This is a genomic window from Pseudomonas sp. NPDC090752, from assembly GCF_055584805.1.
In genome coordinates this window covers 256984-282985 of the sequence record NZ_JBVJLI010000002.1, presented here as the reverse complement: position 1 = coordinate 282985, position 26002 = coordinate 256984, and the positions used below count along the sequence as shown (strand labels likewise).

24 protein-coding genes are annotated in these 26002 nt (G+C 62.8%); 14 read left to right on the top strand and 10 right to left on the bottom strand.

The annotated features are described in order from the left end of the window. Nucleotides 1-35: 35 nt before the first annotated feature. The 3 genes from ACZ6YA_RS04320 to ACZ6YA_RS04310 are packed head-to-tail and all read right to left on the bottom strand — an operon-like array spanning nt 36 to nt 1802. Nucleotides 36-707 (bottom strand): GNAT family N-acetyltransferase, encoded by a 672-nt coding sequence (locus ACZ6YA_RS04320; protein ID WP_465895715.1) that lies wholly within the window; start codon nt 705-707, stop codon nt 36-38. A gap of 7 nt (nt 708-714) precedes the next feature. Further along, nucleotides 715-1161: a GNAT family N-acetyltransferase gene (locus ACZ6YA_RS04315; protein ID WP_465895714.1), complete on the bottom strand. Its 447-nt coding sequence runs from the start codon at nt 1159-1161 to the stop codon at nt 715-717. Nucleotides 1162-1172: 11 nt separating this feature from the next. Continuing rightward, nucleotides 1173-1802, bottom strand: a complete 630-nt coding sequence (locus ACZ6YA_RS04310; RefSeq protein ID WP_465895712.1) for an FMN-binding negative transcriptional regulator — start codon at nt 1800-1802, stop codon at nt 1173-1175. A 90-nt stretch (nt 1803-1892) separates the two neighbouring features. On the opposite strand from ACZ6YA_RS04310, the gene pdxR reads away from it, so the two are divergent. Continuing rightward, nucleotides 1893-3431, top strand: a complete 1539-nt coding sequence (gene pdxR / locus ACZ6YA_RS04305; protein ID WP_465895711.1) for a MocR-like pyridoxine biosynthesis transcription factor PdxR — start codon at nt 1893-1895, stop codon at nt 3429-3431. 62 nt (nt 3432-3493) lie between these two features. On the opposite strand, the gene ACZ6YA_RS04300 is transcribed toward pdxR, so the two are convergent. From ACZ6YA_RS04300 to aspA, 4 genes are all read right to left on the bottom strand, one after another. Beyond that, nucleotides 3494-4597: a polyamine ABC transporter substrate-binding protein gene (locus ACZ6YA_RS04300; RefSeq protein WP_465895710.1), complete on the bottom strand. Its 1104-nt coding sequence runs from the start codon at nt 4595-4597 to the stop codon at nt 3494-3496. Next, nucleotides 4597-5640 (bottom strand): histone deacetylase family protein, encoded by a 1044-nt coding sequence (locus ACZ6YA_RS04295; RefSeq protein WP_465895708.1) that lies wholly within the window; start codon nt 5638-5640, stop codon nt 4597-4599. The genes ACZ6YA_RS04300 and ACZ6YA_RS04295 overlap by 1 nt, the downstream gene beginning before the upstream one ends. Nucleotides 5641-5850: 210 nt before the next feature. Continuing rightward, a complete protein-coding gene (locus ACZ6YA_RS04290) occupies nt 5851-6843 on the bottom strand; it encodes an AraC family transcriptional regulator (protein ID WP_465895706.1) in 993 nt (330 codons plus the stop codon). A gap of 155 nt (nt 6844-6998) precedes the next feature. Further along, nucleotides 6999-8423 (bottom strand): aspartate ammonia-lyase, encoded by a 1425-nt coding sequence (aspA, locus tag ACZ6YA_RS04285; protein ID WP_465895704.1) that lies wholly within the window; start codon nt 8421-8423, stop codon nt 6999-7001. A gap of 182 nt (nt 8424-8605) precedes the next feature. Between aspA and ACZ6YA_RS04280 the strand changes: the two genes are divergently transcribed. The 5 genes from ACZ6YA_RS04280 to ACZ6YA_RS04260 all read left to right on the top strand — a co-directional run bounded on the left by ACZ6YA_RS04280 (nt 8606) and on the right by ACZ6YA_RS04260 (nt 12218). Next, nucleotides 8606-9538: a LysR substrate-binding domain-containing protein gene (locus tag ACZ6YA_RS04280; RefSeq protein ID WP_465895703.1), complete on the top strand. Its 933-nt coding sequence runs from the start codon at nt 8606-8608 to the stop codon at nt 9536-9538. 171 nt (nt 9539-9709) lie between these two features. Next, complete coding sequence (gene purE / locus ACZ6YA_RS04275) at nt 9710-10201, top strand: 5-(carboxyamino)imidazole ribonucleotide mutase (RefSeq protein ID WP_016489856.1); 492 nt, start codon at nt 9710-9712, stop codon at nt 10199-10201. Between the two features lie 10 nt (nt 10202-10211). Further along, nucleotides 10212-11294 carry a 5-(carboxyamino)imidazole ribonucleotide synthase gene (locus tag ACZ6YA_RS04270; protein WP_465895702.1) on the top strand — a complete coding sequence of 361 codons (1083 nt, stop codon included), beginning with the start codon at nt 10212-10214 and terminating at the stop codon, nt 11292-11294. Nucleotides 11295-11391: 97 nt separating this feature from the next. After that, nucleotides 11392-11637 (top strand): GlsB/YeaQ/YmgE family stress response membrane protein, encoded by a 246-nt coding sequence (locus tag ACZ6YA_RS04265; RefSeq protein ID WP_027592121.1) that lies wholly within the window; start codon nt 11392-11394, stop codon nt 11635-11637. A 47-nt stretch (nt 11638-11684) separates the two neighbouring features. Continuing rightward, complete coding sequence (locus tag ACZ6YA_RS04260) at nt 11685-12218, top strand: DUF3299 domain-containing protein (protein WP_465895700.1); 534 nt, start codon at nt 11685-11687, stop codon at nt 12216-12218. Between the two features lie 131 nt (nt 12219-12349). Here ACZ6YA_RS04260 and ACZ6YA_RS04255 read toward each other — a convergent pair whose 3' ends face one another. Both ACZ6YA_RS04255 and ACZ6YA_RS04250 read right to left on the bottom strand, forming a co-directional pair. After that, the gene (locus tag ACZ6YA_RS04255) at nt 12350-13246 is read right to left on the bottom strand and encodes a D-hexose-6-phosphate mutarotase (RefSeq protein WP_465895699.1); all 897 of its coding nucleotides are present in this window, start codon (nt 13244-13246) and stop codon (nt 12350-12352) included. A gap of 71 nt (nt 13247-13317) precedes the next feature. Next, complete coding sequence (locus ACZ6YA_RS04250; RefSeq protein ID WP_465895698.1) at nt 13318-13716, bottom strand: acyl-CoA thioesterase; 399 nt, start codon at nt 13714-13716, stop codon at nt 13318-13320. 360 nt (nt 13717-14076) lie between these two features. On the opposite strand from ACZ6YA_RS04250, the gene ACZ6YA_RS04245 reads away from it, so the two are divergent. The 8 genes from ACZ6YA_RS04245 (at nt 14077) to ACZ6YA_RS04210 (ending at nt 24585) form a co-directional block, all read left to right on the top strand. Next, nucleotides 14077-15366 carry an MFS transporter gene (locus tag ACZ6YA_RS04245; RefSeq protein ID WP_465895697.1) on the top strand — a complete coding sequence of 430 codons (1290 nt, stop codon included), beginning with the start codon at nt 14077-14079 and terminating at the stop codon, nt 15364-15366. A 207-nt stretch (nt 15367-15573) separates the two neighbouring features. Next, the gene (locus tag ACZ6YA_RS04240; protein ID WP_465895696.1) at nt 15574-16572 is read left to right on the top strand and encodes a phosphate ABC transporter substrate-binding protein PstS; all 999 of its coding nucleotides are present in this window, start codon (nt 15574-15576) and stop codon (nt 16570-16572) included. 139 nt (nt 16573-16711) lie between these two features. Continuing rightward, nucleotides 16712-19000: an ABC transporter permease subunit gene (locus ACZ6YA_RS04235; RefSeq protein WP_465895695.1), complete on the top strand. Its 2289-nt coding sequence runs from the start codon at nt 16712-16714 to the stop codon at nt 18998-19000. Between the two features lie 17 nt (nt 19001-19017). After that, nucleotides 19018-20688, top strand: coding sequence for a phosphate ABC transporter permease PstA (gene pstA / locus ACZ6YA_RS04230; protein WP_465895693.1), 1671 nt, complete (start codon nt 19018-19020; stop codon nt 20686-20688). Nucleotides 20689-20760: 72 nt separating this feature from the next. Next, nucleotides 20761-21594 (top strand): phosphate ABC transporter ATP-binding protein PstB, encoded by an 834-nt coding sequence (gene pstB, locus ACZ6YA_RS04225; protein ID WP_400801563.1) that lies wholly within the window; start codon nt 20761-20763, stop codon nt 21592-21594. A 55-nt stretch (nt 21595-21649) separates the two neighbouring features. After that, nucleotides 21650-22420 carry a phosphate signaling complex protein PhoU gene (gene phoU, locus ACZ6YA_RS04220; protein WP_465895691.1) on the top strand — a complete coding sequence of 257 codons (771 nt, stop codon included), beginning with the start codon at nt 21650-21652 and terminating at the stop codon, nt 22418-22420. A gap of 165 nt (nt 22421-22585) precedes the next feature. Beyond that, complete coding sequence (locus ACZ6YA_RS04215) at nt 22586-23488, top strand: response regulator (protein WP_465895689.1); 903 nt, start codon at nt 22586-22588, stop codon at nt 23486-23488. Between the two features lie 194 nt (nt 23489-23682). Next, nucleotides 23683-24585 (top strand): M23 family metallopeptidase, encoded by a 903-nt coding sequence (locus ACZ6YA_RS04210; RefSeq protein WP_465895687.1) that lies wholly within the window; start codon nt 23683-23685, stop codon nt 24583-24585. A gap of 6 nt (nt 24586-24591) precedes the next feature. On the opposite strand, the gene ACZ6YA_RS04205 is transcribed toward ACZ6YA_RS04210, so the two are convergent. Next, complete coding sequence (locus ACZ6YA_RS04205) at nt 24592-25932, bottom strand: hemolysin family protein (protein ID WP_346612673.1); 1341 nt, start codon at nt 25930-25932, stop codon at nt 24592-24594. Nucleotides 25933-26002 lie beyond the last annotated feature (70 nt).

Below are 26002 nucleotides of genomic sequence, written 5' to 3'. Positions count from 1 at the left end.
TGCCCGCGAAGGGGCCGGTAGCATCAATACACTTTTCAGCCTTTGCGACAGGCTTCCAAGGTCTCTACTTGGCCTCTCGGTTGCTGGTTCACATCGCTCAACCACCGCTCGAACCCCGCCGCCACCTGCGGCCATTCATCATCGGTAATCGAATACCACGCCGTATCGCGGTTATGGTCCTTGACCACCAGATGCTTGCGGAACACCCCTTCGAACTGGAAGCCGAACCGCTCCGCCGCACGCTTGGATCTGGCATTGGCGTTATTGCACTTCCATTCCAGGCGCCGGTTGCCCAGCGCAAAGCCAAGCTTGGCCAGCAGGTACACCGCCTCGGTGCTCTTGGGCGTGCGCTGCATGGGGGCGCCGAAGGCGATGTGTCCGATCTCGATGCGGCCGTGCTCCGGCACGATCGACATTAGCGTCAGAACGCCTTGTGCCTGGCCGTTCGCGCGGTCGATCACGGTGTAGTACTGCGGATCGCGGCCAGCAGCGTTGCCCTCCAGCCAGCGGTCGAAGGTGGCGCGCTCGGTGAAGGGGCCGTAGGGCAGGTAATCCCACAACACTGGATCGGAGTCCGGGCCCTGCAATGCTGCCCACAGATCATCCGCATGGCGTGCCGGGTCGAGCTTCTCCAGGCGAATGAAGCGGCCATCAATGGGCTCGGCTTGCGGCGCAGTGGCAGGTTTCCAGTTCAAGGCATCAGTCATGATCGGCCTACAGTCCTTTGCGAAATTGAATGAAGCCTGGCCGCTCGGCAACCTGCTCGTACAGGCTGATGGCGGTGGCGTTGGTTTCATGTGTCAGCCAGTGCACCTTGATGCAGCCAGCGGCTTTGGCGGTGGCGTAGACGTGTTCGATCAGCTGGCGGCCAATGCCCAGGCCGCGCTGGTTACTGTCGACATACAGATCCTGCAGGTAGCAGGAGTTTTCGATGCTCCAGTTGGAACGATGGTAGATGAAGTTGACCATCCCAACTGCCTTGCCATCGACCCAGGCGAGGGTCGAGTGAGTGGCTTCATTGGGGTTAAGCAGGCGTTGCCAGGTACTGAGGCTGACTTCTTCGGCCAGTTCGGTCTGGTAGAAGCGCAGGTAGGCCTCCCACAGTTCGAGCCAGGCGGCGTGGTCTTGGGCGCTGACGGGGCGCAGGGTAACGCTGGGCATGGGGTTTTCCTTCAGAGCTGGCGCATCTGCGCTGCGAGTTGGTTGTCCACGAAATCGGTGCTGGCGCTCAAGCCTTCGCGCACGCCGGCGATGTCTTCTGCCGAACGGTTCTGGCTGAGCTTGCGCGCACCCTGCAGGCGAGCGATGGGCAGGCGGATGCCGACGATGGCGCGGAGCATGCCGTCGAGATAGTCGCGGGGGGCGTCTGTCACCTTCCAAGGCACATCGCGACCTTGTTCGTGACGTTCGGTCAAGCGGCTGACGATGTTCAACAGAGAAGCCGCGTCGTGGATCACCTCGACTGGGCCATAGGCATGTACGGCCAGGTAGTTCCAGGTCGGCACTACCTTGGAATTCTCGGCCTTGCTCGGGTAGTAACTGGGGCTCACATAGGCGTCGGCGCCGGGGAACACCAACAGCGCTTCACCGCCTTGCTCCAGGTCCTGCCATTGACGGTTAGCGCGCGCCAGGTGCGCGTAGACGGTGCCAAATTCGCCTTCATGGGTATCGACCAGCACTGGCAAGTGGGTGGCCAGCAAACCGTGTTCGCCCTGGCTGACCAGCACGGCCAGGCGGGTGTCGAACATATGCTGGTGCAAACGCTCGCGGTCGTGTTCCTGATGGGGCTTGCTGTTGTACATGCGCGGGTTCCTTGTCGAATGGCTCCATCCTAGGCAGGCTATTGGTTCTGTGTAAGATCCATTCATGACTGTTTTGATAGGTCCAATGCCATGAGCGAACGTCCCCTCATGCTGCCCTTCGACCCTGCCGGGCTGGTCCTCGACCGCCGCCGCGGTCTGAGTCAGCAGCTCTATCAGGCACTGCGTGCGCGGGTACTGGACGGGCGGCTGAGCAGCGGCACGCGCCTGCCCGCCACACGAGATCTGGCGTCCATGCTGGCGCTGTCGCGCAACAGCGTGGTGCGGGCCTACGATCAGCTGTATGCCGAGGGCTACATTGAAAGCCGGGTAGGAGACGGTACATACGTGAGCCAGCTGGATAAACTATCCACACAACTATCCACAGGGTTATCCCGGGGTTTATCAACAGGATTATCCACAGTTTCTTCGGAAAATACTGAGGATTTATCCAGCAACACGCTGTCCAGTGAGCCTTTGGAGCGTCTGAAAAGTAATCATCTACCGCTGCCAAGAACCGGCGCACCGCGGGCTTTTCGCGTCGGCATTCCAGCCTTCGACCTGTTCCCGTTCGACGTGTGGGCCAAGCTTCATGCGGGTTTCTGGCGTAATCCGGATCCTGCACAGCTTGGTTATGGCGACCCGGCTGGCGAGCGCACGCTGCGCGAGTTGATCGCGGCCTACCTGCGCCGCTCACGTGGCCTGTCCTGCACCGCTGAACAAATTGTGATCACCAGTGGTGCGCAGCAGGCCATCAGCCTTTGTGCACAGTTGCTGTTGCAACCGGGCGACGGCGTGGCTGTGGAAAACCCTGGCTATCGAGCCGCCGGCCATACCTTCGCCGTGGCCGGTGGCAAGGTGTCGGGCATACCTGTGGACGAGGAGGGCATGGACTGCGCGCGTCTGGAGCAGCTGCAGGATTGTCGCTTGGCCTACGTCACGCCCGCCCACCAGTACCCCACGGGTGTGACCATGAGCCTGGCCCGGCGCCTGGCGCTACTGGCCTGGGCCGAGCGCCGCGATGGCTGGATCATCGAGGACGACTATGACGGCGAGTACCGCTACAGCGGCGCACCCTTGGCGCCGTTAGCGGCGTTGGACCGCCAGGGGCGGGTGTTGTACGTCGGCACCTTCGGCAAGATTGCGTTCCCCGCATTGCGCCTTGGCTACTTGGTGCTGCCCACGCGGCTGGTGCAGGCATTCAGCCAGGGCAGGGCGCTGGCGATGCGGCATTCCGAGGTCGGTACCCAGTGCGTGATGGCTGAGTTCATGGCTCAAGGGCACCTCCAGCGGCATATTCGGCGCATGCGCAAGGCAGCGTTGAGTCGGCGCAATGTGCTGAAGGCTGGTTGGCCTGTGGATGTTCCTGGGCTCGGCGGTATGCCGGAGGTTGCTGCCGGGCTGCATGTGAAGGTGGATGTGGATAACTTTGCGCGGGAGCAGGAATTGGTGGCCAAGGCTGAAGAGGTGGGGGTGGAGGTGAATCCGCTGAGCAGTTATTGGCTGGAGGACAGCGAGGTGCCTGTGGATAAACGCGGGGGGCTGGTACTGGGGTTTGCGGCGGTGCCGGAAGGGGCAATTGCCGAGGCCTTGATGCGCTTGCGCAAGGCTTGGCGGCCTCTTCGTGGCTGAAGCCGCTCCTACAGGAGTACTGCGTAACCTGTAGGAGCGGCTTTAGCCGCGAAGAGGGCGGCTCAGGTCCCGGACTTGATCCGGGTCCAGGCCCGTGTCCGCGCCCGCTCCGCATCACGCGGCAACGGCTTGAGCGTATACAGCTTGGCCATCGCCTCCGCCGTCGGATACAGGTTGGGGTTGTTGCGAATCGCCGGGCTGACTTTCTCGGTCGCATCCTTGTTCGGGTTCGGGTACCCGACAAAGTCGCTGATCGGCGCAATCACCTCCGGGCGCAGCAGGTAGTTGATGAACGCATGCGCATCTTCCGGGTTGGCTGCCCCCTTCGGAATGGACAGCATGTCGAACCAGATGGGCGCGCCTTCCTTGGGCAGGCGCATGTCCACCACTACACCATTCTTCGCCTCCCGGGCGCGGTTGGCGGCCTGGGAGAAGCTGCCGGAATACCCGACGGCTACGCAGATGTCGCCGTTGGCGATATCGGCCATGTACTTCGAGGAATGGAAGTAGGTGATATGTGGGCGGATCTTCAGCAGCAGCGCCTCGGCTTTCTTGTAGTCCTCAGGCTTGCCGCTGTTGGGGTCCAGGCCCAGGTACTTCAGGGCCAGCGGCAGGATCTCCGAAGGCGAATCGAGCAACGCCACGCCGCACTGCTTGAGCTTGGCGATGTTCTCTTCCTTGAAGATCAGGTCCCAGCTGTCCACCGGCGCCTGGTCGCCGAGCACCGCCTTGACCTTGGCCGGGTTGAAGCCGATCAGCACGGTGCCGTACATGTAGGGCACGGCGAACTTGTTGCCCGGGTCGTTGGCCTCGATCAGCTTCATCAGTGCCGGGTCCAGGTGCTGCCAGTTCGGCAGCTTGCTGCGGTCCAGCGGCTGGAACACACCGGCCTCGATCTGCTTGGCGAGGAACACGTTGGACGGCACCACCACGTCATAGCCGGAGTTGCCGGTTAGCAGCTTGGCCTCCAGCGCTTCGTTGGTGTCGAAGATGTCGTAGACCAGCTTGACGCCGCTGTCCTTCTGGAAATCGGTCAAGGTCTGCGGGGTGATGTAGTCGAACCAGTTGTACACACGCAGGGTGCGCTGTTCGGCCTGGGCCTGGAGCGCACCTGTGAGCAGAGTGGCAGCGATGAACGGGGCGAGCAGACGCTTGAGTCGGACCATTACCGGGCTCCTGGCTGGGCGCGCTGGAAGCCTTCCAGCACATTGACCGCGTTGATACCGATTTCCTCCACAGCGTAGCCGCCTTCCATCACGAACAGGGTCGGCTTGCCGAGCTGGGCGATGCGCTGGCCCATTTCCAGGTAGTCCGGGCTGTCCAGCTTGAACTGGGAGATCGGGTCGTCCTTGAAGGTGTCCACGCCCAATGAGATCACCAGGACGTCGGCGTCGTAGTCGGCGATGCGCTGGCAGGCAGCTTCCAGGGCCGCGCTCCAGGCTGCCCAGTCACTGCCGGCCGGCAGCGGGTAGTTGATGTTGCAGCCTTCACCTGCGCCTTCACCGGTCTCGTCGGCATAACCGAGAAAGAATGGGAATTCGGCCTGCGGGTCGCCGTGGATCGAGGCGAAGAACACGTCGTCTCGCGCGTAGAAGATATCCTGGGTGCCGTTGCCGTGGTGGTAGTCGACGTCGAGGATGGCCACCTTGCTGCGACCCTGGTCGAGGAAGGCCTGGGCGGCGATCGCGGCATTGTTCAGGTAGCAATAACCGCCCATGACTTCGGCGGCGGCGTGGTGTCCAGGCGGGCGGCACAGGGCAAACGCCGAGTGGGCGCCCTGCTGGATTGCAGCCTGGGCGGTGAGGGCGACTTGTGCGGCGCTGTAGGCGGCCTGCCAGGTGCCGGCAGTGATCGGTGCACCGGCATCGAAACTGTAGTAACCCAGTTCACCATGCAGGCCGCTCGGTTTGACCTGGCGCAGCGTGCGGGCCGGCCAGGTGAAGGGCAGCAGGTCGCCGTCGTGACCCAGTGCAGCCCAGCGCTCCCAGGCGCCTTCGAAGAAGTCGAGATAGTCGGCGCTGTGGATGCGTTGCAGCGGGGCGCGGCCAAAGTCGGTCGGGCCCTGGACATCGCCGAGGTTGCGCTTTTTCACCTGGTCGAGCACATGGTCGGCGCGCGAGGGCATCTCGAAGCAGGGCATCAGCTTGCCGTCGATCAGCTCGCAGCGGCCGTGGTGCAGGCGGTGATCATCGGAATAGATCGTCAGCATTGTTGTTCTCCGGGGGGACTGGCGTAGGCCCATTTTCACGGGCTGGCACGTGTGAGAGAACGTCGAGAACGGCCAGAAGGGGATCGATATGGCCAAGATGGGTCTTCCGGGCCTCTTCGCGGGCAAGCCCGCTCCCACAGGATTACCACAGCTTTCGAGAACCGCGCTGTATCTGTGGGAGCGGGCTTGCCCGCGAAGAGGGCCTAAAGGTCAGCCCCGAAAATGGCTCGGCGCCACCCCGCTCCAGCGCTGGAAAGCATGCCGGAAACTGGCCGTCTCGCTGAAGCCCAGCGTTTCAGCTATGCGGTAGATCGGCATCTGCTCATCGGCCAGCAGTTGCTTGGCGCGCTCGAAACGCAACTCATCGAGCAGCTGTTGATAACTGCTGCCCAGCGCCTGCAGGTGTCGGCGCAAGGTCCGCGACGAGCAGTTCATCTGCCGCGCCAAGCCTTCCAGGCCCGGCGCCGCATCCAGTTGCTGCAGCAGCAACTGGCGAATCCGCCCCAGCCAAGCCTGGCGTCCGGTGAACTCCAGGTTCAGGCGCCGGCAGCGTTCGCTCATGGCCTTGTGGGTGATCGGGTCGGCCAGCGGCAGCGGCGCGTCCAGCCAACGGCGCTCGAAGGCAAAGGCGTTGTCTTCGGCATCGAAACCGAGCGGGCAAGGGAATGCACCGGTATAGCGCGCGTGGTAACCGGGCCGGGCATGTTCGAAACGGGCGCCGAGCAGCGGCAGCGGGCGGCCCAGCAAGTCATCGCAGATGACTTTCAGCGAAACCAGGCAAAACTCGGCATTGAACGCGGCCAGCGCCGGGGCGTCGCGGTAATCGTTGGCACTGAACCAGACCCGCTGGCCATCGTCGACCAGGCGCAGCTGGAAAACTGTTCCCAGCAGTGCCGGATACTGTAGCGCCAGGCGCAGGGCGTCACCCAAAGTGGCACTGGAGAGCAGCGCGTAACCGAGCATGCCGTAGCACGACACATGCATGCGCTGGCCCAGCTCCAGGCCAATGTCCTCGCGCCGGGCCACGGCATTGGCGCACACCTGCAACTCTTGCTGGGTAGTGATGCGCGCATCGGCATGGCCCAGGTCGGCCGCGCCTATGCCGCTGCCAGCCAGCAGCGTCGAAGCTTCGCAGCCCTGTTCCTGAAACAGGTTGAGGATCAGCGATACCGCATTGAGGGTGGTCAAGTGGCTATGCAGCATGCTCGGTATTCCCGTGGGGCTGGGAGGCATTATGGAGCAAGTTGTGTGCCGGTATCGTACGGCCAAAAAAAAGGCCCGGAGCGTGCGCTCGGGCCTTTGAAAGGTTGAGAGGTGTCTAGTCCCTCGACCTGGTGAGACTGTTTGCAGCCGTCGGGTTACGCCTTGAGCGGAACCAGACGCGGAGCGATCATGTTTTCCGGACGCAAGATGTCGTTGAGCATCGCTTCGTCCAGCAGCTTCTCTTCGCGCACCAGTTCCAGAACGCCGCGGCCGGTTTCCAGGGCAACGCGGGCGATACGGGTGGCGTTTTCGTAGCCGATGTAAGGGTTCAGGGCAGTGACCAGGCCGATCGAGTGCTCGACCAGTTCACGGCAGCGCTGTTCGTTGGCAGTGATGCCGACGATGCAGTGTTCGCGCAGCATGTCCATGGCGCGCTGGAGCAGGCGGATCGAGTCGAAGATCTTGTAGGCGATCAAAGGCTCCATCACGTTCAGCTGCAGCTGGCCACCTTCGGCGGCGACGGTCAGGGCCAGGTCGTTACCCATGATGGCGAAGGCCACCTGGTTGACGGCTTCCGGGATTACCGGGTTGACCTTGCCTGGCATGATCGAGCTGCCTGGCTGACGCGCTGGCAGGTTGATTTCATTGATGCCGGTGCGTGGACCGCTGGACAGCAGGCGCAGGTCGTTGCAGATTTTCGACAGCTTGACTGCGGTACGCTTGAGCATGCCGGAGAACAGCACGAAGGCGCCCATGTCCGAGGTGGCTTCGATCAGGTCGGCAGCCGGTACCAGCGGCTGGCCGCTGATGGTTGCCAGGCGCTGTACGGCCAGCAGCTGGTAGCCCGGGTCGGCGTTGATGCCGGTACCGATGGCGGTACCGCCCAGGTTGATTTCGGTCAGCAGTTCCGGGGCCAGCGAGCGCAGGCGCTGCAGGTCTTCGGTCATGGTGGTGGCGAAGGCGCGGAATTCCTGGCCCAGGGTCATTGGCACGGCGTCCTGCAGCTGGGTACGGCCCATCTTCAGTACGTGGTCGAACTCTTTACCTTTGGCAGCGAAGGCCTGGATCAGGCTGTCGAGGCTGGCCAGCAGCGCGTCGTGGCCCAGCAGCAGGCCCAGGCGGATGGCGGTCGGGTAGGCGTCGTTGGTCGACTGCGCCATGTTCACATCGTTGTTCGGGTGCAGGTACTGGTACTCACCCTTCTGGTGGCCCATGGCCTCCAGCGCGATGTTGGCGATGACTTCGTTGGCGTTCATGTTGGTGGAAGTACCAGCACCGCCTTGAATCATGTCGACCACGAACTGCTCGTGGTAGTCGCCCTTGATCAGTCGTGCGCAGGCTGCGCTGATCGCGGCGTGCTTGGCATCGCTCAAGTGCCCCAGCTCACGGTTGGCGTCAGCAGCGGCCTGCTTGACCATCGCCAGGCCGACTACCAGTTTCGGGTAGTGCGACAGCGGAACACCGGAGAGGTGGAAGTTGTTGGCAGCGCGCAGAGTCTGGATGCCGTAGTAGGCATCGGCAGGGACTTCAAGGGTACCAAGCAGATCTTTTTCGACGCGGAACGATGCAGCGGAGGACATGATGGATATCATCTCGATTTGGGCCCGGCACATGCCGGAATGGCGCCAATCCTAGGCCTGAAGGCGATTTTGCGGCCAATGCTGTTGCACGCTAACCTATGCACAAACGGCATAGTGTTTCGTGTGACGCCAATTGACATTCGAGCGTGTTCCATTTTGGTGCATGCCGGGAGAAATGCTTCTTGAACCTGGAAAGCAAATGGCTGGAAGACTTCAGTGCTCTGGCCTCGACCCGCAGTTTTTCCCAAGCCGCAGAGCGGCGTTTCGTGACGCAGCCGGCCTTCAGCCGGCGCATACGTAGCCTGGAAGCAGCCCTGGGGCTGACCTTGGTGAATCGTTCCCGCACGCCGATTGAACTGACCGAGTCTGGCCAGCTGTTTCTTGTCACAGCACGTACCGTTGTCGACCAGTTGAGCGAAGTTCTCCGCCACTTGCATCATCTTGAAGGGGGGCAGGGCGAGGTCATCCAGATCGCTGCGGCGCACTCCCTGGCGTCGGGCTTTTTCCCACGGTGGGTTGCCCAATTGCGCAATGACGGTCTGAACATCGCCACCCGCCTGGTTGCGACTAACGTAGGGGATGCCGTGCATGCATTACGTGAGGGGGGGTGCGACTTGATGCTGGCGTTCTACGACCCCGATGCGGCACTGCAGATGGACGCCGAGATTTTTCCGTCGCTGCACATGGGCACCACGGAAATGCTGCCGGTGTGCGCCGTGGACGCCAATGGCCAGCCATTGTTCGACCTCGAAGGCGACAGCAGTGTGCCATTGCTGGCCTACAGCGCCGGCGCGTTCCTCGGGCGTTCAGTGAACCTGCTGCTGCGCCAGCGTAACCTGCGCTATACCACGGTCTACGAAACAGCCATGGCCGACAGCCTCAAGAGCATGGCGCTGGAGGGCATGGGCATCGCCTGGGTGCCGCGTTTGTCGATGCGCGGTGAACTGGAGCGTGGCGAACTGGCGATCTGCGGTGGTAGCCAGTGGCATGTGCCGTTGGAAATCCGCCTGTATCGTTGTGCGCTGGTGCGCAAAGCCAACGTGCGCCTGCTGTGGCGCAAGCTGGAGGGGGGCGTTGCGGTTGACCCAAAAGTCAGCCAAGGCCCCGAAAAATAAGGCCGACAGTTGGTCGCCAGGGGTGCCAGCAACGCCTTGGGTTACGCTATACTGCGCGGCCTTTCGACCGGGCAGCTCCGGTCCGGATCAGCAAACAAGCCACGCCGGTCGTCCCGCGTGGCTTGTTGTTTTTTGACGCGCCTGCGGGCGCACAAGCGAAGAGGCTCGACGATGAGTGCACTGGTTGGCGTGATCATGGGCTCCAAGTCCGATTGGTCCACCCTTAGCCACACCGCCGATATGCTGGAAAAACTCGGCATTCCCTACGAAGTGAAGGTGGTTTCCGCCCACCGCACCCCGGATCTGCTGTTCCAGTACGCTGAAGAAGCCGAAGGCCGTGGCATCGAGGTGATCATCGCGGGCGCCGGTGGCGCTGCGCACTTGCCAGGCATGTGCGCCGCCAAGACCCACCTGCCGGTGCTCGGCGTGCCAGTGCAGTCGTCGATGCTGTCGGGTGTCGATTCGCTGCTGTCGATCGTGCAGATGCCCGCCGGTGTGCCGGTTGCCACCCTGGCCATCGGCCGTGCCGGGGCGATCAACGCCGCGCTGCTGTCGGCGAGCATCCTCGGCGCCAAGTACCCGCAGTATCACGCGGCGCTCAAGCAGTTCCGCACCGAGCAGACCGACACCGTGCTGGACAACCCAGACCCACGTCAGGCTTGAGGCAGAACCCATGAAGATCGGTGTAATCGGTGGCGGCCAGCTGGGCCGCATGCTGGCCTTGGCGGGCACTCCGCTGGGCATGAACTTCGCCTTCCTCGACCCGGCGCCGGACGCCTGCGCCGCGCCCTTGGGCGAGCACCTGCGTGCCGACTACGGTGACCAGGACCACCTGCGCCAGCTGGCCGACGAAGTCGACCTGGTGACCTTCGAGTTCGAAAGCGTCCCGGCCGAGACCGTGGCCTTCCTCTCGCAGTTCGTCCCGGTCTACCCGAGCGCCGAAGCGTTGCGCATCGCCCGTGATCGCCTGTTCGAGAAAAGCATGTTCCGCGACCTGGGTATCCCGACCCCGGCCTTTGCCGACATCCTCTCGCAGGCCGACCTCGACGCCGCAGTCGCCAGCATCGGCCTGCCGGCCGTGCTGAAGACCCGCACCCTGGGTTACGACGGCAAGGGCCAGAAGGTCCTGCGTACTCCTGAAGACGTGGTGGACACCTTTGCCGAGCTGGGCAGCGTGCCGTGCCTGCTGGAAGGCTTCGTGCCGTTCACCGGTGAAGTGTCGCTGGTGGCCGTGCGCGCCCGCGATGGCGAAACGCGCTTCTACCCGCTGGTGCACAACACCCACGAGAGCGGCATCCTGAAGCTGTCGGTGGCCAGCGCCTCGCACCCGCTGCAGGGCCTTGCCGAAGATTACGTTGGTCGTGTGCTCAAGCAGCTGGACTACGTCGGCGTGATGGCCTTCGAGTTCTTCGAGGTCGACGGTGGCCTCAAGGCCAACGAAATCGCCCCGCGCGTCCACAACTCCGGGCACTGGACCATCGAAGGCGCCGAGTGCAGCCAGTTCGAGAACCACCTGCGCGCCGTTGCCGGCCTGCCGTTGGGTTCGACCGCCAAGGTCGGCGAGAGCGCCATGCTCAACTTCATCGGTGAAGTGCCGGCAGTGGACAAAGTTGTCGCCATCGATGACTGCCACCTGCACCACTACGGCAAGGCCTTCAAGGTCGGGCGCAAGGTCGGCCACGCCACCCTGCGTTGCCAGGACATGGCCACCCTCAAGGCCAAGATTGCCGAAGTAGAGGCGTTGATCAGCAACTGATCGAACTTCTGCATGCGCCTTGCCCTCTGAACATGGCAACACGCCAAAGCCCGTCTAGGCTTTGGCTTGTTCCATTTTTCACTGCAGAGGGAATGCCATGGGCATCATTGGAACCATCTTCATCGGCCTCATCGTCGGCCTGTTGGCGCGCTTCATCAAACCGGGCGACGACAGCATGGGCTGGATCATGACTATCCTGCTCGGTATTGCCGGCTCTCTGCTCGCCACCTATGGCGGCCAGGCGCTGGGGATCTACCAGGCCGGGCAGGCGGCGGGCTTCTTCGGCGCGCTGGTCGGTGCCGTGGTCCTGCTGGTGATCTACGGATTAATCAAGAAACGCTGAATACTGGTTAGAATGCCGGCAATTCATCCGAGTTGCCGAGCATTTCCATGCGTGCCTTTTTCCTCATTCCACTGCTCCTGGCCAGTACCTTGGCCCATGCCGAACTGCCTGAAACCGACTGGCTGGAGCTGATGCCCAAGTCGGACCAGAAAGCCCTCGAGCAGATGCCTGAAATCGACCACAACTCGCCGGAGGCGATGGGCACGTTCACCGACAAGGGTGGCCTGAAGCAGAGCAAGGGCCTGCCGGCGGTGATGTACTCCACCAAGACCGTGGCGGCCATGAACGGTAAGGATATCCGCTTGGGCGGCTATCCGGTGCCGCTGGAAAGCGATGCCAAGGGCAACAGCACGCTGTTCTTCCTGGTGCCGTACCCGGGCGCCTGCATCCACGTGCCGCCGCCGCCGCCGAATCAGCTAGTGTTGGTGCGCTATCCGAAGGGGTTGAAGATCGATGATATCTACACGCCGCTGTGGGTCAGTGGGACGTTGAAGGTTGAGAAGGTCAGCAATGACCTGGCCGATGCGGCGTATGCACTGGATGCGGGGCAGGTGAGGGTGGTGGAAGACGCTGACCTTTGATGTGCCCATACCTGCCTCTTCGCGTGCAAGCCCGCTCCCACAGGTATTGCACTGCCCTAAGGTCCGGTGGGGTACCTGTGGGAGCGGGCTTGCCCCGCGAAGAGGCCCGTTGGATCACTAAAACGGATGAATCAGAGCGATGCGCTACTGATCGACACGGTTAGCGCAACCTGCTTCCCAGGCTCCAAGGTCACCACATCCTCCCAGACATTCGCCGTCTCGATGCACAGCATCCGCTGCCAGCCATCATCGGCCATGTCCGCCAGTTCCCTGGCCCGCTCGGTCCATGGGTTCCAGACCACCGCCGAGCGCGAACCGCTGCTGGTCAGTGTGATGCGCCGGCTCCAGTGTGGGTCGACGATGCTCAACGTTGCAGGCGTATTCAGGTAGATGCGGTCGGTTTCACCGGTAAATGCCAGCGCACCCTGCTGCTGGCGCTGTTCCCAGTCAGCCAGGGTTTCGATGTAATCCAGCCCCTCGACACCCTCGACCCGCGCCTGGCGCACATCACTGACGGCGAAATAGCTGTGCAGGGCCTGGCTGATGGTGACCGGACTGTTGCCCATGTTGCGACTGATCAGGCTCAAGGTCAGTTGATCCCCCAGTGCCACGTGCAGCTTAAGTTCCACATCATGTGGCCAGTCCGGCAGCTCGCCGTTGGCCTCAGGCAGCACGAATTCGATGTGCAGGTCCGCACCTTTTTCCTCTACTGCCAGCAACTGCCAGTCGCGCGTGCGCGCCAGCCCGTGGGCAGGCGCCTGCTCGCCCCGGTACATGGCCTGGACCGACGGCGGGTTGCGCTGCAGATTGCCAAACCACGGCCAACACACCGGCACACCCGCGCGCACCGACTTGCCCTGGCGGAAGATGGCCTGGTCGCTCAGCCACAGCAGAGGCGGCTCGCCAATACGCTGATAGCTGAGGATCTGCGCACCCTGCTGGGCGATCAGTAAATCGACGCGGTCGCTGGTGATGCGCCAGCAGTTGAGTTCGCCGTGTAGCTCGGTTTCGACCTTGTAGGTAGCCATTGCGCTTATCTCATTGATTGCCCGTGGACCTTCGACCCGGTGACGTGCAATGAGTTTAACGCCCGCAAGGCTCAGCGACGAGGCACCGAGCGTGTGCGGCCACTGCCATCGATGGCGACGAACACGAACAGCGCTTCGGTGACCTTGCGCCATTCGCTGGACAGTGGGTCATCGCTCCACACTTCGACCATCATGCGGATCGAGCTGCGGCCGATTTCCAGGGTCTGGGTATAAAACGACAGCTGCGCGCCCACGGCCACCGGCACCAGGAAGGCCATGCGGTCAATGGACACCGTGGCCACCCGGCCACCGGCGACGCGGCTGGCCATGGCGGTGCCAGCCAGGTCCATCTGGGCGACCAGCCAGCCGCCGAAGATGTCGCCGAAACCGTTGGTTTCGCGGGGCAATGCGGTGATCTGCAAGGCCAGGTCGCCTTGCGGGATGGGATCTTCTTGTTCGAGCTCAATCATGCGGTGGGGCCTCTGACCCGTGACGCTTTCGTTGGTGTGGCGCAAAGGCCGGGTAAACGATTCAGCTGGAAACATACTACGCCGATTTCGTTTTGCTGGACGGCCGTAGGGAAATTCTGCGAAACCGTCTGACATCAAGACCGGCGTTTTCGCGCAATATCCCACTTGAGCTGCGTCTTTTTCCTACGAATGGCCAGTATATATAGCCGAAGGCTTAGCGACGACCGCGCATTCATGAATATCTGTATGGATTTTGTATCGCTTTCGGCACGGCTCGGCAATTTGCTATCTTCGCCTGTCCAAGCAATCCAGAAGCCGCGTGCCAAGCGGCCTGCATCACTTACAAGAGAACAACGAGCGATGACTTCCGTGCCGAGCAGTATCGAGCAGCCTTCGCGGCCGCTGACCCGCAGTGACTACAAGACCCTCTCACTGTCCGCCCTGGGCGGAGCCCTGGAGTTCTACGACTTCATCATTTTTGTGTTCTTCGCCACGGTGGTCGGCAAACTGTTCTTCCCGGCCGACATGCCTGAGTGGCTGCGCCTGATGCAAACCTTCGGCATCTTCGCCGCCGGCTACCTGGCGCGACCGCTGGGCGGGATCATCATGGCGCACTTCGGTGACCTGCTCGGGCGCAAGAAGATGTTCACCCTGAGCATCTTCATGATGGCCCTGCCGACGCTGATCATGGGTTTGCTGCCGACGTATGCGCAGGTTGGGCTGTGGGCGCCGATTCTGCTGCTGCTGATGCGTGTGATCCAGGGCGCGGCGATTGGTGGTGAGGTGCCGGGCGCCTGGGTGTTCGTCTCCGAGCACGTGCCAGCGCGCAATACGGGTTACGCTTGCGGCACCCTGACCGCCGGCCTGACGGCGGGCATTCTGCTGGGCTCGCTGGTGGCGACGCTGATCAACACCCTCTACAGCCCGGAAGAAGTCGCCGACTTCGCCTGGCGTATTCCGTTCCTGCTCGGGGGGGTGTTCGGCCTGTTCGCGGTGTACCTGCGCCGCTGGCTGCATGAAACCCCGGTGTTCGCCGAGATGCAGCAGCGCAAGGCGCTGGCTGAAGAACTGCCGCTGGCCACCGTGCTGCGTGATCACCGCGGGCCGATCATCCTGTCGATGCTGCTGACCTGGCTGCTGTCGGCGGGTATCGTCGTGGTCATCCTGATGACCCCGGCGCTGCTGCAGAGCCTCTACCACGTCAGCCCGACCGACTCGCTCAAGGCCAACAGCCTGGCGATCGTGCTGCTCAGCCTTGGCTGCATCGGTTCCGGCAGCCTGGCCGACCGCTTTGGCGCGGGCCGTGTGTTCGTGATCGGCAGCCTGTTGTTGCTGGTGTCGTCCTGGACCTTCTACCACAGCCTGCCGACCCATCCGGAACTGCTGTTCCCGCTGTATGCCATCACTGGCTTGTGCGTGGGTGTGATCGGTGCCGTGCCTTATGTGATGGTCAAGGCGTTCCCGGCGGCGGTGCGCTTCAGCGGCCTGTCGTTCTCCTACAACGTGGCCTATGCCATCTTCGGGGGACTGACGCCGATGGTGGTGACTGCGCTGCTCAAGGTGAGCCCGATGGCGCCGGCCTATTATGTTGCAGGATTGTGTGCGGTTGGCCTGGCTGTGGGCCTGTATCTGCTTGCTAAAAAGCGCTGATTTGCGTCGCTTCTGCTGGCCTCTGCGCGGCTGAAGCCGCTCCTACAGGGAATGCGCTACGCCTGTGGGAGCGGCTTTAGCCGCGAAGAGGCCACATGATGGCCTTTCATCCAATTGTCACATTGGGGTCATATCGTGTTCATGCGGCCTGCTGATACTTGGGCCCGTTCCATCCAACACCCACAATATTCCTGCTAGGAGCAAGGCATGAAACTGAAGCGTTTGATGGCGGCCCTCACCTTCGCCGCCGCTGGCGTTGCAACCGCCAATGCGGTAGCCGCTGTCGACCCAGCCATCCCGACCTACACCAAGACCACCGGTGTTTCGGGCAACCTCTCCAGCGTAGGTTCCGACACCCTCGCCAACCTGATGACGCTGTGGGCCGAGGCCTACAAGAAGGAATACCCGAACGTAAACATCCAGATTCAGGCTGCCGGCTCTTCCACCGCGCCACCCGCGCTGACCGAAGGCACCGCCAACCTCGGCCCGATGAGCCGTAAGATGAAGGACGTCGAGCTGCAGGCTTTCGAGCAGAAGTACGGTTACAAGCCGACCGCCATCCCGGTCGCCGTCGACGCCCTGGCCGTGTTCGTGCACAAGGACAACCCGATCAAAGGCCTGACCATGGCCCAGGTCGATGCAATCTTCTCCTCCACTCGCCTGTGCGGTGCCAAGGCCGACGTCAAGACCTGGGGCGACCTGGGCGTGACCGGCGACCTGGCCAACAAGCCCGTGCAGCTGTTCGGCCGTAACTCGGTATCGGGCACCTACGGCTACTTCAAGGAAGAGGCCCTGTGCAAAGGCGACTTCAAGCCTAACGTCAACGAACAGCCTGGCTCGGCTTCTGTCGTGCAGTCCATCAGCTCCTCGCTGAACGGCATCGGCTACTCGGGCATCGGCTACAAGACCGCCAGCGTCAAGACGGTCGCCCTGGCCAAGAAAGAAGGTGGCGAGTTCGTCGAAGACAACGAAGCCAACGCCCTCAACGGTACCTACCCGCTCTCGCGCTTCCTGTACGTCTACGTCAACAAGGCCCCGAACAAGCCTCTGGCCCCGCTGGAAGCTGAGTTCGTCAAGCTGGTGCTGTCGCAAGCTGGCCAGCAGGTCGTGGTGAAGGATGGCTACATCCCGCTGCCGGCCAAAGTTGCCGCCAAGGCCCTGGCTGACCTGGGCCTGGATCACAACGGTAATGTTGCAAAGAAGTAAGTAACTGAGGAAGGGGCCGGTGCTGATGCCCGGCCCACTCCACGTATTTTCAGCCCGAAGCCAGGGTATCTGAGCGGCGGGCTTTGTCGCGTCAACTCTCTGTCATGTTTTTGTCATACGGGACCGCTAGGGTGTGCGCATGAATGATTTGGCCAACTCCACAATGACCCCAAATTCCCCGCCCGTGCGGATTGATTTCAATACGCCCGAGTTGCAACGCAAGCGCCGCATTCGCGCACTCAAGGACCGCCTGACCCGCTGGTATGTACTGGTGGGCGGGCTTGCCGTGCTGGCAGCCATCACCCTGATCTTCTTCTATCTGGCCTATGTGGTGCTGCCGCTGTTCCAGGGCGCCGAGCTGACCAGCAAGAAGGCCCTGGAGCCGACCTGGCTGCAGCAGGATGCCGGCAAGCCACTGATGATTGCGCTTGAAGAGCAAAACCTGGTCGGCATGCGTGTTTCGGACAAGGGTCAGGCACTGTTCTTCGACACCAAGACCGGTAACGAACTCAAGCGAGTCGACCTGCCGCTGCCAGAGGGCACCCAGGTCAGTTCGATCAGCACCGATCAGCCGGGCAGCCCGATGGTGGTGCTGGGCTTGTCCAACGGTAAGGCGCTGGTGTTCCACCACACCTACAAGATCACTTACCCGGACAACAAGAAGACCATCACCCCCGGCATCGATTACCCGTATGGTCAGGAGCCGTTCGCGCTCGATGACCAGGGCCGTGCGCTGGAGCACGTCAGCGTCAACGTCAATGGCGATACCCTGGTGCTGGCCGGCTCCACCGGCGCGCACCTGCAGGTTATCCAGCTGACGCGCACTGAAAACATGATGACCGAAGAGGTCACCACCGAGCAGAACCGCATCGAGCTGCCGCAGATGACCGAGGTGGTGAAGAACATCTTCATCGACCCGCGCCAGCAGTGGCTGTATGTGATCAACGGCCGCGCCACCGCTGACGTCTTCAGCCTGCGCGACAAGAGCCTCAATGGCCGCTACAAACTGTCCGAAAACGCCGACACCGAGATCACCGCCAGCGCGCAGCTGGTCGGCGGCATCTCGCTGATCATCGGTGATTCCAAAGGCGGCCTGGCCCAATGGTTCATGGCCCGCGACCCGGACGGCGAATCGCGCTTCAAGCAGATACGTACCTTCCAGATGGGCAAGGCGCCAATCGTGCAAATCGATGCCGAAGAGCGCCGCAAGGGCTTCATCGCCCTGGACAGCGAAGGCAAGCTCGGTGTGTTCCACAGCACCGCGCACCGTACCCTGCTGGTCGAACCGGTTGCTGAAGGTGCCGGCACCCTGGCCCTGTCGCCACGTGCCAACCGCATCATCATCGAACAAGGCGGCAAGCTGCTGCCGCTGAGCCTGAAGAACCCGCACCCGGAAGTGTCCTTCAGCGCGCTGTGGGGCAAGGTCTGGTACGAAAACTACGACGAGCCCAAGTACGTCTGGCAGTCCACCGCGTCGAACACCGACTTCGAGCCCAAGCTGAGCCTCTCGCCCCTGACCTTCGGTACCCTAAAGGCCGCGTTCTACGCGATGATCCTGGCGGCCCCGCTGGCCATTGCCGCTGCCATCTATACCGCCTACTTCATGGCCCCGGGCATGCGCCGCAAGGTCAAGCCGGTGATCGAACTGATGGAAGCGATGCCGACGGTGATCCTCGGCTTCTTCGCTGGCCTGTTCCTGGCGCCGTACCTGGAAGGGCACCTGCCGGGTGTGTTCAGCCTGTTCCTGCTGATGCCGTTCGGTATCCTGCTGGCCGGCTTCACCTGGAGCCGCCTGCCTGAATCGCTGCGCCTGCGGGTGCCGGATGGTTGGGAAGCCGCGATCCTGATCCCGGTGATCCTGTTCACCGGCTGGTTCGCCCTGACCATGAGCCCGTACCTGGAGACCTGGTTCTTCGGCGGCGACATGCGCCTGTGGATCACCAACGACCTCGGCATCACCTACGACCAGCGCAACGCTCTGGTGGTCGGTATCGCCATGGGCTTCGCAGTCATCCCGAACATCTACTCGATCGCCGAAGACGCCGTGTTCAGCGTGCCGCGCAGCCTGACCCTGGGCTCCCTGGCCCTGGGCGCAACGCCGTGGCAGACCCTGACCCGCGTGGTCATCCTCACCGCCAGCCCGGGTATCTTCTCGGCGCTGATGATCGGCATGGGCCGTGCGGTGGGCGAGACCATGATCGTGCTGATGGCCACCGGCAACACCCCGGTGATGGAGATGAACCTGTTCGAAGGCATGCGCACCCTGGCCGCCAACGTGGCGGTGGAAATGCCCGAATCCGAAGTCGGCGGCAGCCACTACCGTGTGCTGTTCCTCGCCGCCCTCGTGCTGCTGATGTTCACCTTCGTCATGAACACCTTGGCCGAGCTGATTCGCCAGCGTCTGCGCAAGAAATACTCGTCGCTTTGATAGAAAGGTAGCGATCCGTGAAAAAGGATTCCCTCAAAGGCTGGTTCAAGAGCGGCGCCCCCGGCGTCTGGATCAGCGGTGGCGCAGTCGCCATGGCGGTGATCATGACCGTCGGGCTGCTGGCGGTGATCGCCGTGCGCGGCCTCGGCCACTTCTGGCCGGCCGACCTGGTCCAGGCCACTTATAAAGTGCCGGGCCAGGCAGATCACATCGTCATCGGTGAAGTGGTTCAGAAAGAACAGGTGCCGCGCGCGCGCCTCAAGGGTGCCGGACTGCCGGTCCCGGATGTTGGCCCGGAGTTCATGACCCGCGAGCTTATCAAGGTGGGTAACCGCGACCTCAACGGCAGCGACTTCACCTGGGTGGTCGGCGATTGGCTGGTCGACGAGCAGCGCCCGGCCGACTTGATCGCTTTGGAGCGCCGCGAGTGGGGCAACTTCTATGGCCGCCTGGTCAGCGTCAAGGAAGAAGGCCGCGTGGTCGCCGAAGGCCCTGGCGCCTGGAACGAGCTGCAGGCCCGCCTCAAGCGCGCCAACCAACTCAACGGTGAACTGCAGCAGCTCGAAAAGAAAGACATCGGTGCCATCAACCATGGCCTCGAACGCTTGCGCCTGCAAAGCCGCAAGCTGGAACTGCACGGCAAGCTGGACGCTGCTGCCCAGGCCGACATGGACGCCGAGCGCGCCGAACTGAACAGCCGCTACAAAGCTATCGAAGAGCGCCTCAGCGGCCTGCACCAGGCGTTCTCTCGCGACAGCCTGGTGGCTCGCGACGGCAACGGCCGCGAAGTTGAGATCAACCTGAGCAAGGTGGTGCACGCCATCCAGCCGAACGGCATGTCCGGGCTGACCAAGATGGGCACCTACTTCGCCAAGGTCTGGGAATTCCTCAGCGACGACCCGCGTGAAGCCAACACCGAGGGCGGTATCTTCCCGGCCATCTTCGGCACGGTGATGATGACCCTGATCATGGCCGTGATCGTCACCCCGTTTGGTGTGCTGGCGGCCGTGTACCTGCGCGAATACGCCAGGCAAGGCACGGTGACCCGGCTGATCCGCATCGCCGTGAACAACCTGGCGGGCGTGCCGGCGATCGTCTACGGCGTGTTCGGCCTGGGCTTCTTCGTCTACGTGCTGGGTGGCTCGATCGACCGGCTGTTCTTCCCCGAGTCGCTGCCGGCGCCTACCCTGGGTACGCCGGGCTTGCTGTGGGCTTCGCTGACCCTGGCGCTGCTGGCCGTGCCGGTGGTGATCGTCGCCACTGAGGAAGGCCTGGCGCGTATCCCGCGCACGGTGCGTGAAGGTTCGCTGGCGTTGGGCGCGACCAAGGCCGAGACGCTGTGGAAAATCGTCCTGCCGATGGCCAGCCCGGCGATGATGACCGGCATGATCCTCGCCGTGGCCCGCGCCGCTGGCGAAGTGGCGCCGCTGATGCTGGTGGGTGTGGTGAAGCTGGCGCCATCGCTACCGCTGGACGGCAACTACCCGTACCTGCACCTTGACCAGAAGATCATGCACCTGGGCTTCCACATCTACGACGTCGGCTTCCAGAGCCCTAACGTCGAGGCCGCGCGGCCGCTGGTGTACGCCACCGCGCTGCTGCTGGTGATGGTGATCGCCACCCTCAACCTTTCGGCGGTGTGGATCCGTAACCACCTGCGCGAGAAGTACAAGGCGCTCGACCACTGAGCCTGATTTGCAAGCGTGCCGCCCGCATCCGGGCGGCCCTTTGAAACGAATTGATAGCGTATGGAGATGACCATGCAGCAAGACTCCCACACCCACGGCATCGACATGTCTGCCTTGGGGCGCGACAAGCAGGGCCTGCGCCTGGCCGAAGAAACCGTGGCCATCGAAGTACCGGGCCTGAGCCTGTTCTACGGCGACAAGCAAGCGCTGTTCGACGTCAGCCTGAATATCCCCAAGCAGCGCGTGACCGCCTTCATCGGCCCGTCCGGCTGTGGCAAGTCGACCCTGCTGCGCACCTTCAACCGCATGAACGACCTGGTTGACGGCTGTCGTGTGGAAGGTGCCATCAACCTGTACGGCAACAACATCTACCGCAAGGGCGAGGACGTGGCCGAGCTGCGCCGCCGCGTGGGCATGGTGTTCCAGAAGCCCAACCCGTTCCCCAAGACCATCTACGAGAACGTGGTCTACGGCCTGCGCATCCAGGGCATCAACAAGAAGCGCGTGCTCGACGAAGCCGTGGAGTGGGCGCTGAAGGGCGCGGCGCTGTGGGACGAAGTCAAAGACCGCCTGCATGACTCGGCCCTGGGCCTGTCCGGCGGCCAGCAGCAGCGGCTGGTGATCGCCCGTACCATCGCCGTCGAGCCCGAAGTGCTGCTGCTCGACGAACCCTGCTCGGCACTCGACCCGATCTCGACGCTGAAGGTCGAAGAGCTGATCTACGAACTGAAATCCAAGTACACCATCGTTATCGTCACCCACAACATGCAGCAAGCGGCTCGCGTTTCCGACTACACCGCCTTCATGTACATGGGCAAACTGGTCGAATTCGGTGATACCGACACTCTGTTCACCAACCCGGCGAAGAAGCAGACCGAAGACTACATTACCGGTCGCTACGGCTAAGCCTGCAGCCAGGGCACGACACGAACTACTTGCAGCTGCTTCGCGGAGCGAAACGATGATCAACAAAGAAAGCCTGACGCACCATATTTCCCAGCAGTTCAACGCCGAGCTGGAGGAGGTGCGCAGCCACCTGCTGGCCATGGGCGGCCTGGTCGAGAAGCAGGTCAACGACGCGGTCACCGCGCTGATCGAGGCCGACTCCGGTCTGGCCCAGCAGGTGCGTGAAGTCGACGAACAGATCAACCAGATGGAACGCAACATCGACGAGGAGTGCGTGCGCATCCTCGCCCGTCGCCAGCCGGCGGCCTCCGACCTGCGCCTGATCATCAGCATCTCCAAGTCGGTGATCGACCTTGAGCGTATCGGCGACGAGTCGACCAAGATCGCCCGTCGCGCCATCCAGCTGTGCGAGGAAGGTGAGTCGCCGCGCGGCTACGTCGAGGTACGCCACATTGGCGACCAGGTGCGCAACATGGTCCGTGATGCACTCGATGCCTTTGCCCGCTTCGACGCCGAGCTGGCGCTGTCGGTGGCGCAGTACGACAAGACCATCGACCGCGAGTACAAGACCGCCCTGCGCGAGCTGGTGACCTACATGATGGAAGACCCGCGTTCGATCTCGCGGGTACTGAGCGTCATCTGGGCCCTGCGCTCGCTGGAGCGTATCGGCGACCACGCGCGAAACATCTCGGAACTGGTGATCTACCTGGTACGGGGCACCGACGTGCGCCACATGGGTCTCAAGCGCATGAAGGCGGAAGTTCAGGGCACGGCTATCGATGATGCCGAAAGCGCTAATGTTCCGGCTGAACCGGACGATAAATAAGATTGCTCCCGAGCATCGACGCCCGGCATTCGCCGGGCGTTTTCGTTTGCGCCAGAGCAGTCAGCAGGCACCCGCGAACGATGTAAAGAAGTCCCGGCGTGGCCCAGTTATCGGCAAATGGCCACCCATCGACGGTCGGCTAGTCGGGGTTCAAGAGGAGTATCGATGAGTAAAGTCAATGTGCTGGTCGTGGATGATGCGCCGTTCATCCGTGATCTGGTAAGGAAGTGCCTGCGTAATGCCTTCCCGGGCATGGTCATCGAAGACGCGGTCAACGGCCGCAAGGCCATGACCCTGTTGGCCAAGGAACCATTCGACCTGGTCCTGTGCGACTGGGAAATGCCGGAGATGTCCGGCCTGGAACTGCTGACCTGGTGTCGGCAGCAGCCGGAGATGAAGAATTTGCAGTTCATCATGGTGACCAGCCGTGGTGACAAGGAGAACGTTATCCAGGCCATTCAGGCCGGCGTCTCCGACTTCGTCGGCAAGCCGTTCACCAACGAGCAGCTGCTGACCAAGGTGAAGAAAGCCCTGACCAAGATCGGCAAGCTCGACAGCCTGATGGCCGGTGGCCCGGCGCGGGTCAACTCGGCATTCGCCAACGACTCGCTGAGCGCACTGACTGGCGGCAAGCCCGAAGCGGTCAAGCTGGCAGCACCTGCAACTGCCCCGGCCAAGCCGCTGATCAACGCCCCGAAACCCCAGACGGCCGCTGCTGCGGCTGCGCAGACCGGCCGTGGCCAAGGCCAACTGCGCCTGTCCAGCGGCACCCAGCCCTGCGTGATCAAGGCACTGAGCCTCAAGGAGGCGCTGCTGGTGGTGCGCCGCAGCGCGACGTTGCCGCAGGTGCTGGAAGGGGCCGTGCTTGATCTGGAGCAGGGCGAGAACGCCGAAGTGGCCCGCCTCAACGGTTACCTGCATGCCATCGCGGCGCTGGAGCCGAAGCCGGAAAGCGACTGGTTGCAGCTGACCTTCAAGTTCGTCGATCAGGATGCGCAGAAGCTCGACTACCTGTCGCGGTTGATTGCCCGTGGTACGTCGCAGAAGCACTTTACCCCGGGCGCCTGATTCGACCTACAACGAACCCTGTGGGAGCGGGCTTGCCCGCGAATACGATGGTGACTCCACCCTCGCTTTCGCGGGCAAGCCCGCTCCCACAGGGTCAGCACAATCCCGCCACAATCTTCCGACCAACTGTAATACCACTCCCAGATCCCGCTGCTAGGCTTCGACAGAATACTACCTGTCAAAAAGCCACTATCATGCCCGCCATCGCCCGCTTGCTGCTTTGCTGTGCCTTGCTTTCGGCCTCAGCGTCGACTCTGGGCATGACGCTCTACAAAACCACCGACAATTTCGGCGTGGCCTCCTATTCCGATCGCCCCAGCCCAGGCGCAAAAGCCTTCGAGCTGCGCGAGCCGATGTTCGAGCGGTTGGATAGCCAGGTGCGCCTGCAGACCGAAACCTTCCCCGGCGGCGTCCGCTTCATGGTGCGCAACGAGCTGTACGTGCCGATGCAGGTCGAACTGCGAATCGACAAGCTGGCCAACGCCTTCGGCGGCAATGCTCCACGCACCATAAGGGCGGTGATCGGGCCGCGCTCGACCAAAGTGCTCAGCTCGGTGCTGGCATCTCCCAGCGGGCCGCTCAAGTACGCGAGCAACTTCCAGTACGCCATGGGCGACCCCGGCCAGCGTTCGCAGGCCTACCGTTATCCGTTCCCGTGGAAAGGCGGGCCGTTCCGCCTGACCCAAGGCCCCAACGGCCGTTTCAGCCACTTTGGCCCTCGAGGCCGCTACGCCATGGACATCGCCATGCCCGAAGGCACGCCGATCATCGCGGCACGCGGTGGCATGGTGGTGAAAGTCGAGAACACCCAGAGCGGGCGAGGGACCAACCCTTCGGGCAACTTCGTGCGCATTCTGCACGCGGACGGCACCATGGGCGTATACCTGCACCTGATGCGCGGCTCGGTGGTGGTGGCGGAGGGGCAACAGGTGGCGCTGGGGCAGGCGCTGGCCAAGTCGGGCAATACCGGCAACAGCACCGGGCCGCACCTGCACTTTGTGGTGCAGCGCAATGTGGGGTTGGCGCTGGAGTCGATACCGTTTCAGTTCGACCGGCCGATTGGCGGGTTGCCGGACTTTACCGCCGGCAACCCTTGAGCAAGGTCAGTCCAGCTTCAGCACCTTGGCCAGCACGATCTTCGGCCCTTTCATCTTCTTGATGATGATGCGCAGGCCTTCGACCTCCAGCACTTCCTCTTCTTCAGGCACGCGCTTGAGGGTCTCGTAGATCAGCCCGGCGAGGGTTTCCGCCTCGATGTGGTCCAGGTCGATACCCAGCAGGCGCTCGACCTTGAACAGCGGTGTGTCGCCGCGCACCAGCAGCTTGCCCGGCTGATAGGCGAGGATACCGCGCTCGGTCTTGCGGTGTTCGTCCTGGATGTCGCCCACCAGCACTTCCAGCACGTCTTCCATGGTCAGGTAGCCGATCACCTTGCCATCGGCTTCCTCGACCAGCACGAAGTGCGCGCCGCCCTTGCGGAACTGCTCCAGCAGCTGGGACAGCGGCATGTGCCGGGACACGCGTTCCAGCGGGCGGGCCAGGTCTTCGAGGTCGACGGTCTCGGGCAGGTGTTCGAGCTCGGCCAGCTCCAGCAGCAGGTCCTTGATGTGCAGCAGCCCGGTGAACTCCTCACGCTCGGCATCGTACAGCGGGTAGCGGCTGAACTTGTGGCGGCGCACCAGGGCGAGGATTTCCTTGAGCGGCGCATGGGCGTCGATGCTGACCATGTCCTCGCGCGAATTGGCCCAGTCGACCACTTCCAGCTCGCCCATCTCCACGGCCGAGGCCAGCACGCGCATGCCTTGATCGCTCGGGTCCTGGCCACGGCTGGAGTGCAGGATCAGCTTGAGTTCTTCGCGGCTGTAGTGGTGCTCGTGGTGCGGGCCAGGCTCGCCTTGCCCTGCGATGCGCAGGATGGTGTTGGCGCTGGCGTTGAGCAGGTAGATGGCCGGGTACATCAGCCAGTAGAACAGGTACAACGGCACGGCGGTCCATAGCGACAGTAGCTCGGGCTTGCGGATCGCCCACGACTTGGGCGCCAGTTCGCCGACCACGATGTGCAGGTACGAGATGACGAAGAAGGCGACGAAGAACGAGACGGCCTTGATCAGCTCGGGCGTGTCGACGCCAAAGTAGGCCAGCAGCGGTTCGAGCAGGTGGGCGAACGCCGGCTCGCCGACCCAGCCCAGGCCCAGCGAGGCCAGGGTGATGCCCAGCTGGCAGGCCGACAGGTAGGCGTCGAGCTGGTTGTGTACCTTGCGCAGGATGCTGCCGCGCCAGCCGTGCTGTTCGGCGATGGACTCGACGCGCGTGGAGCGCAGTTTGACCATGGCGAACTCGGCGGCAACGAAGAAGCCGTTGAGCAGCACCAGGAACAAGGCAAAGAGGATCATGCCGAAATCGGCGAAGAGCGAGGTGAGGCTGATACCAGGGGAAGGGTCCATGATGGAGTTTTTACGGGGTCCGTCTTAGAAAAGGTAGAAAGAAAAGTGCCAGCGTTTGCTGGCACAGGGG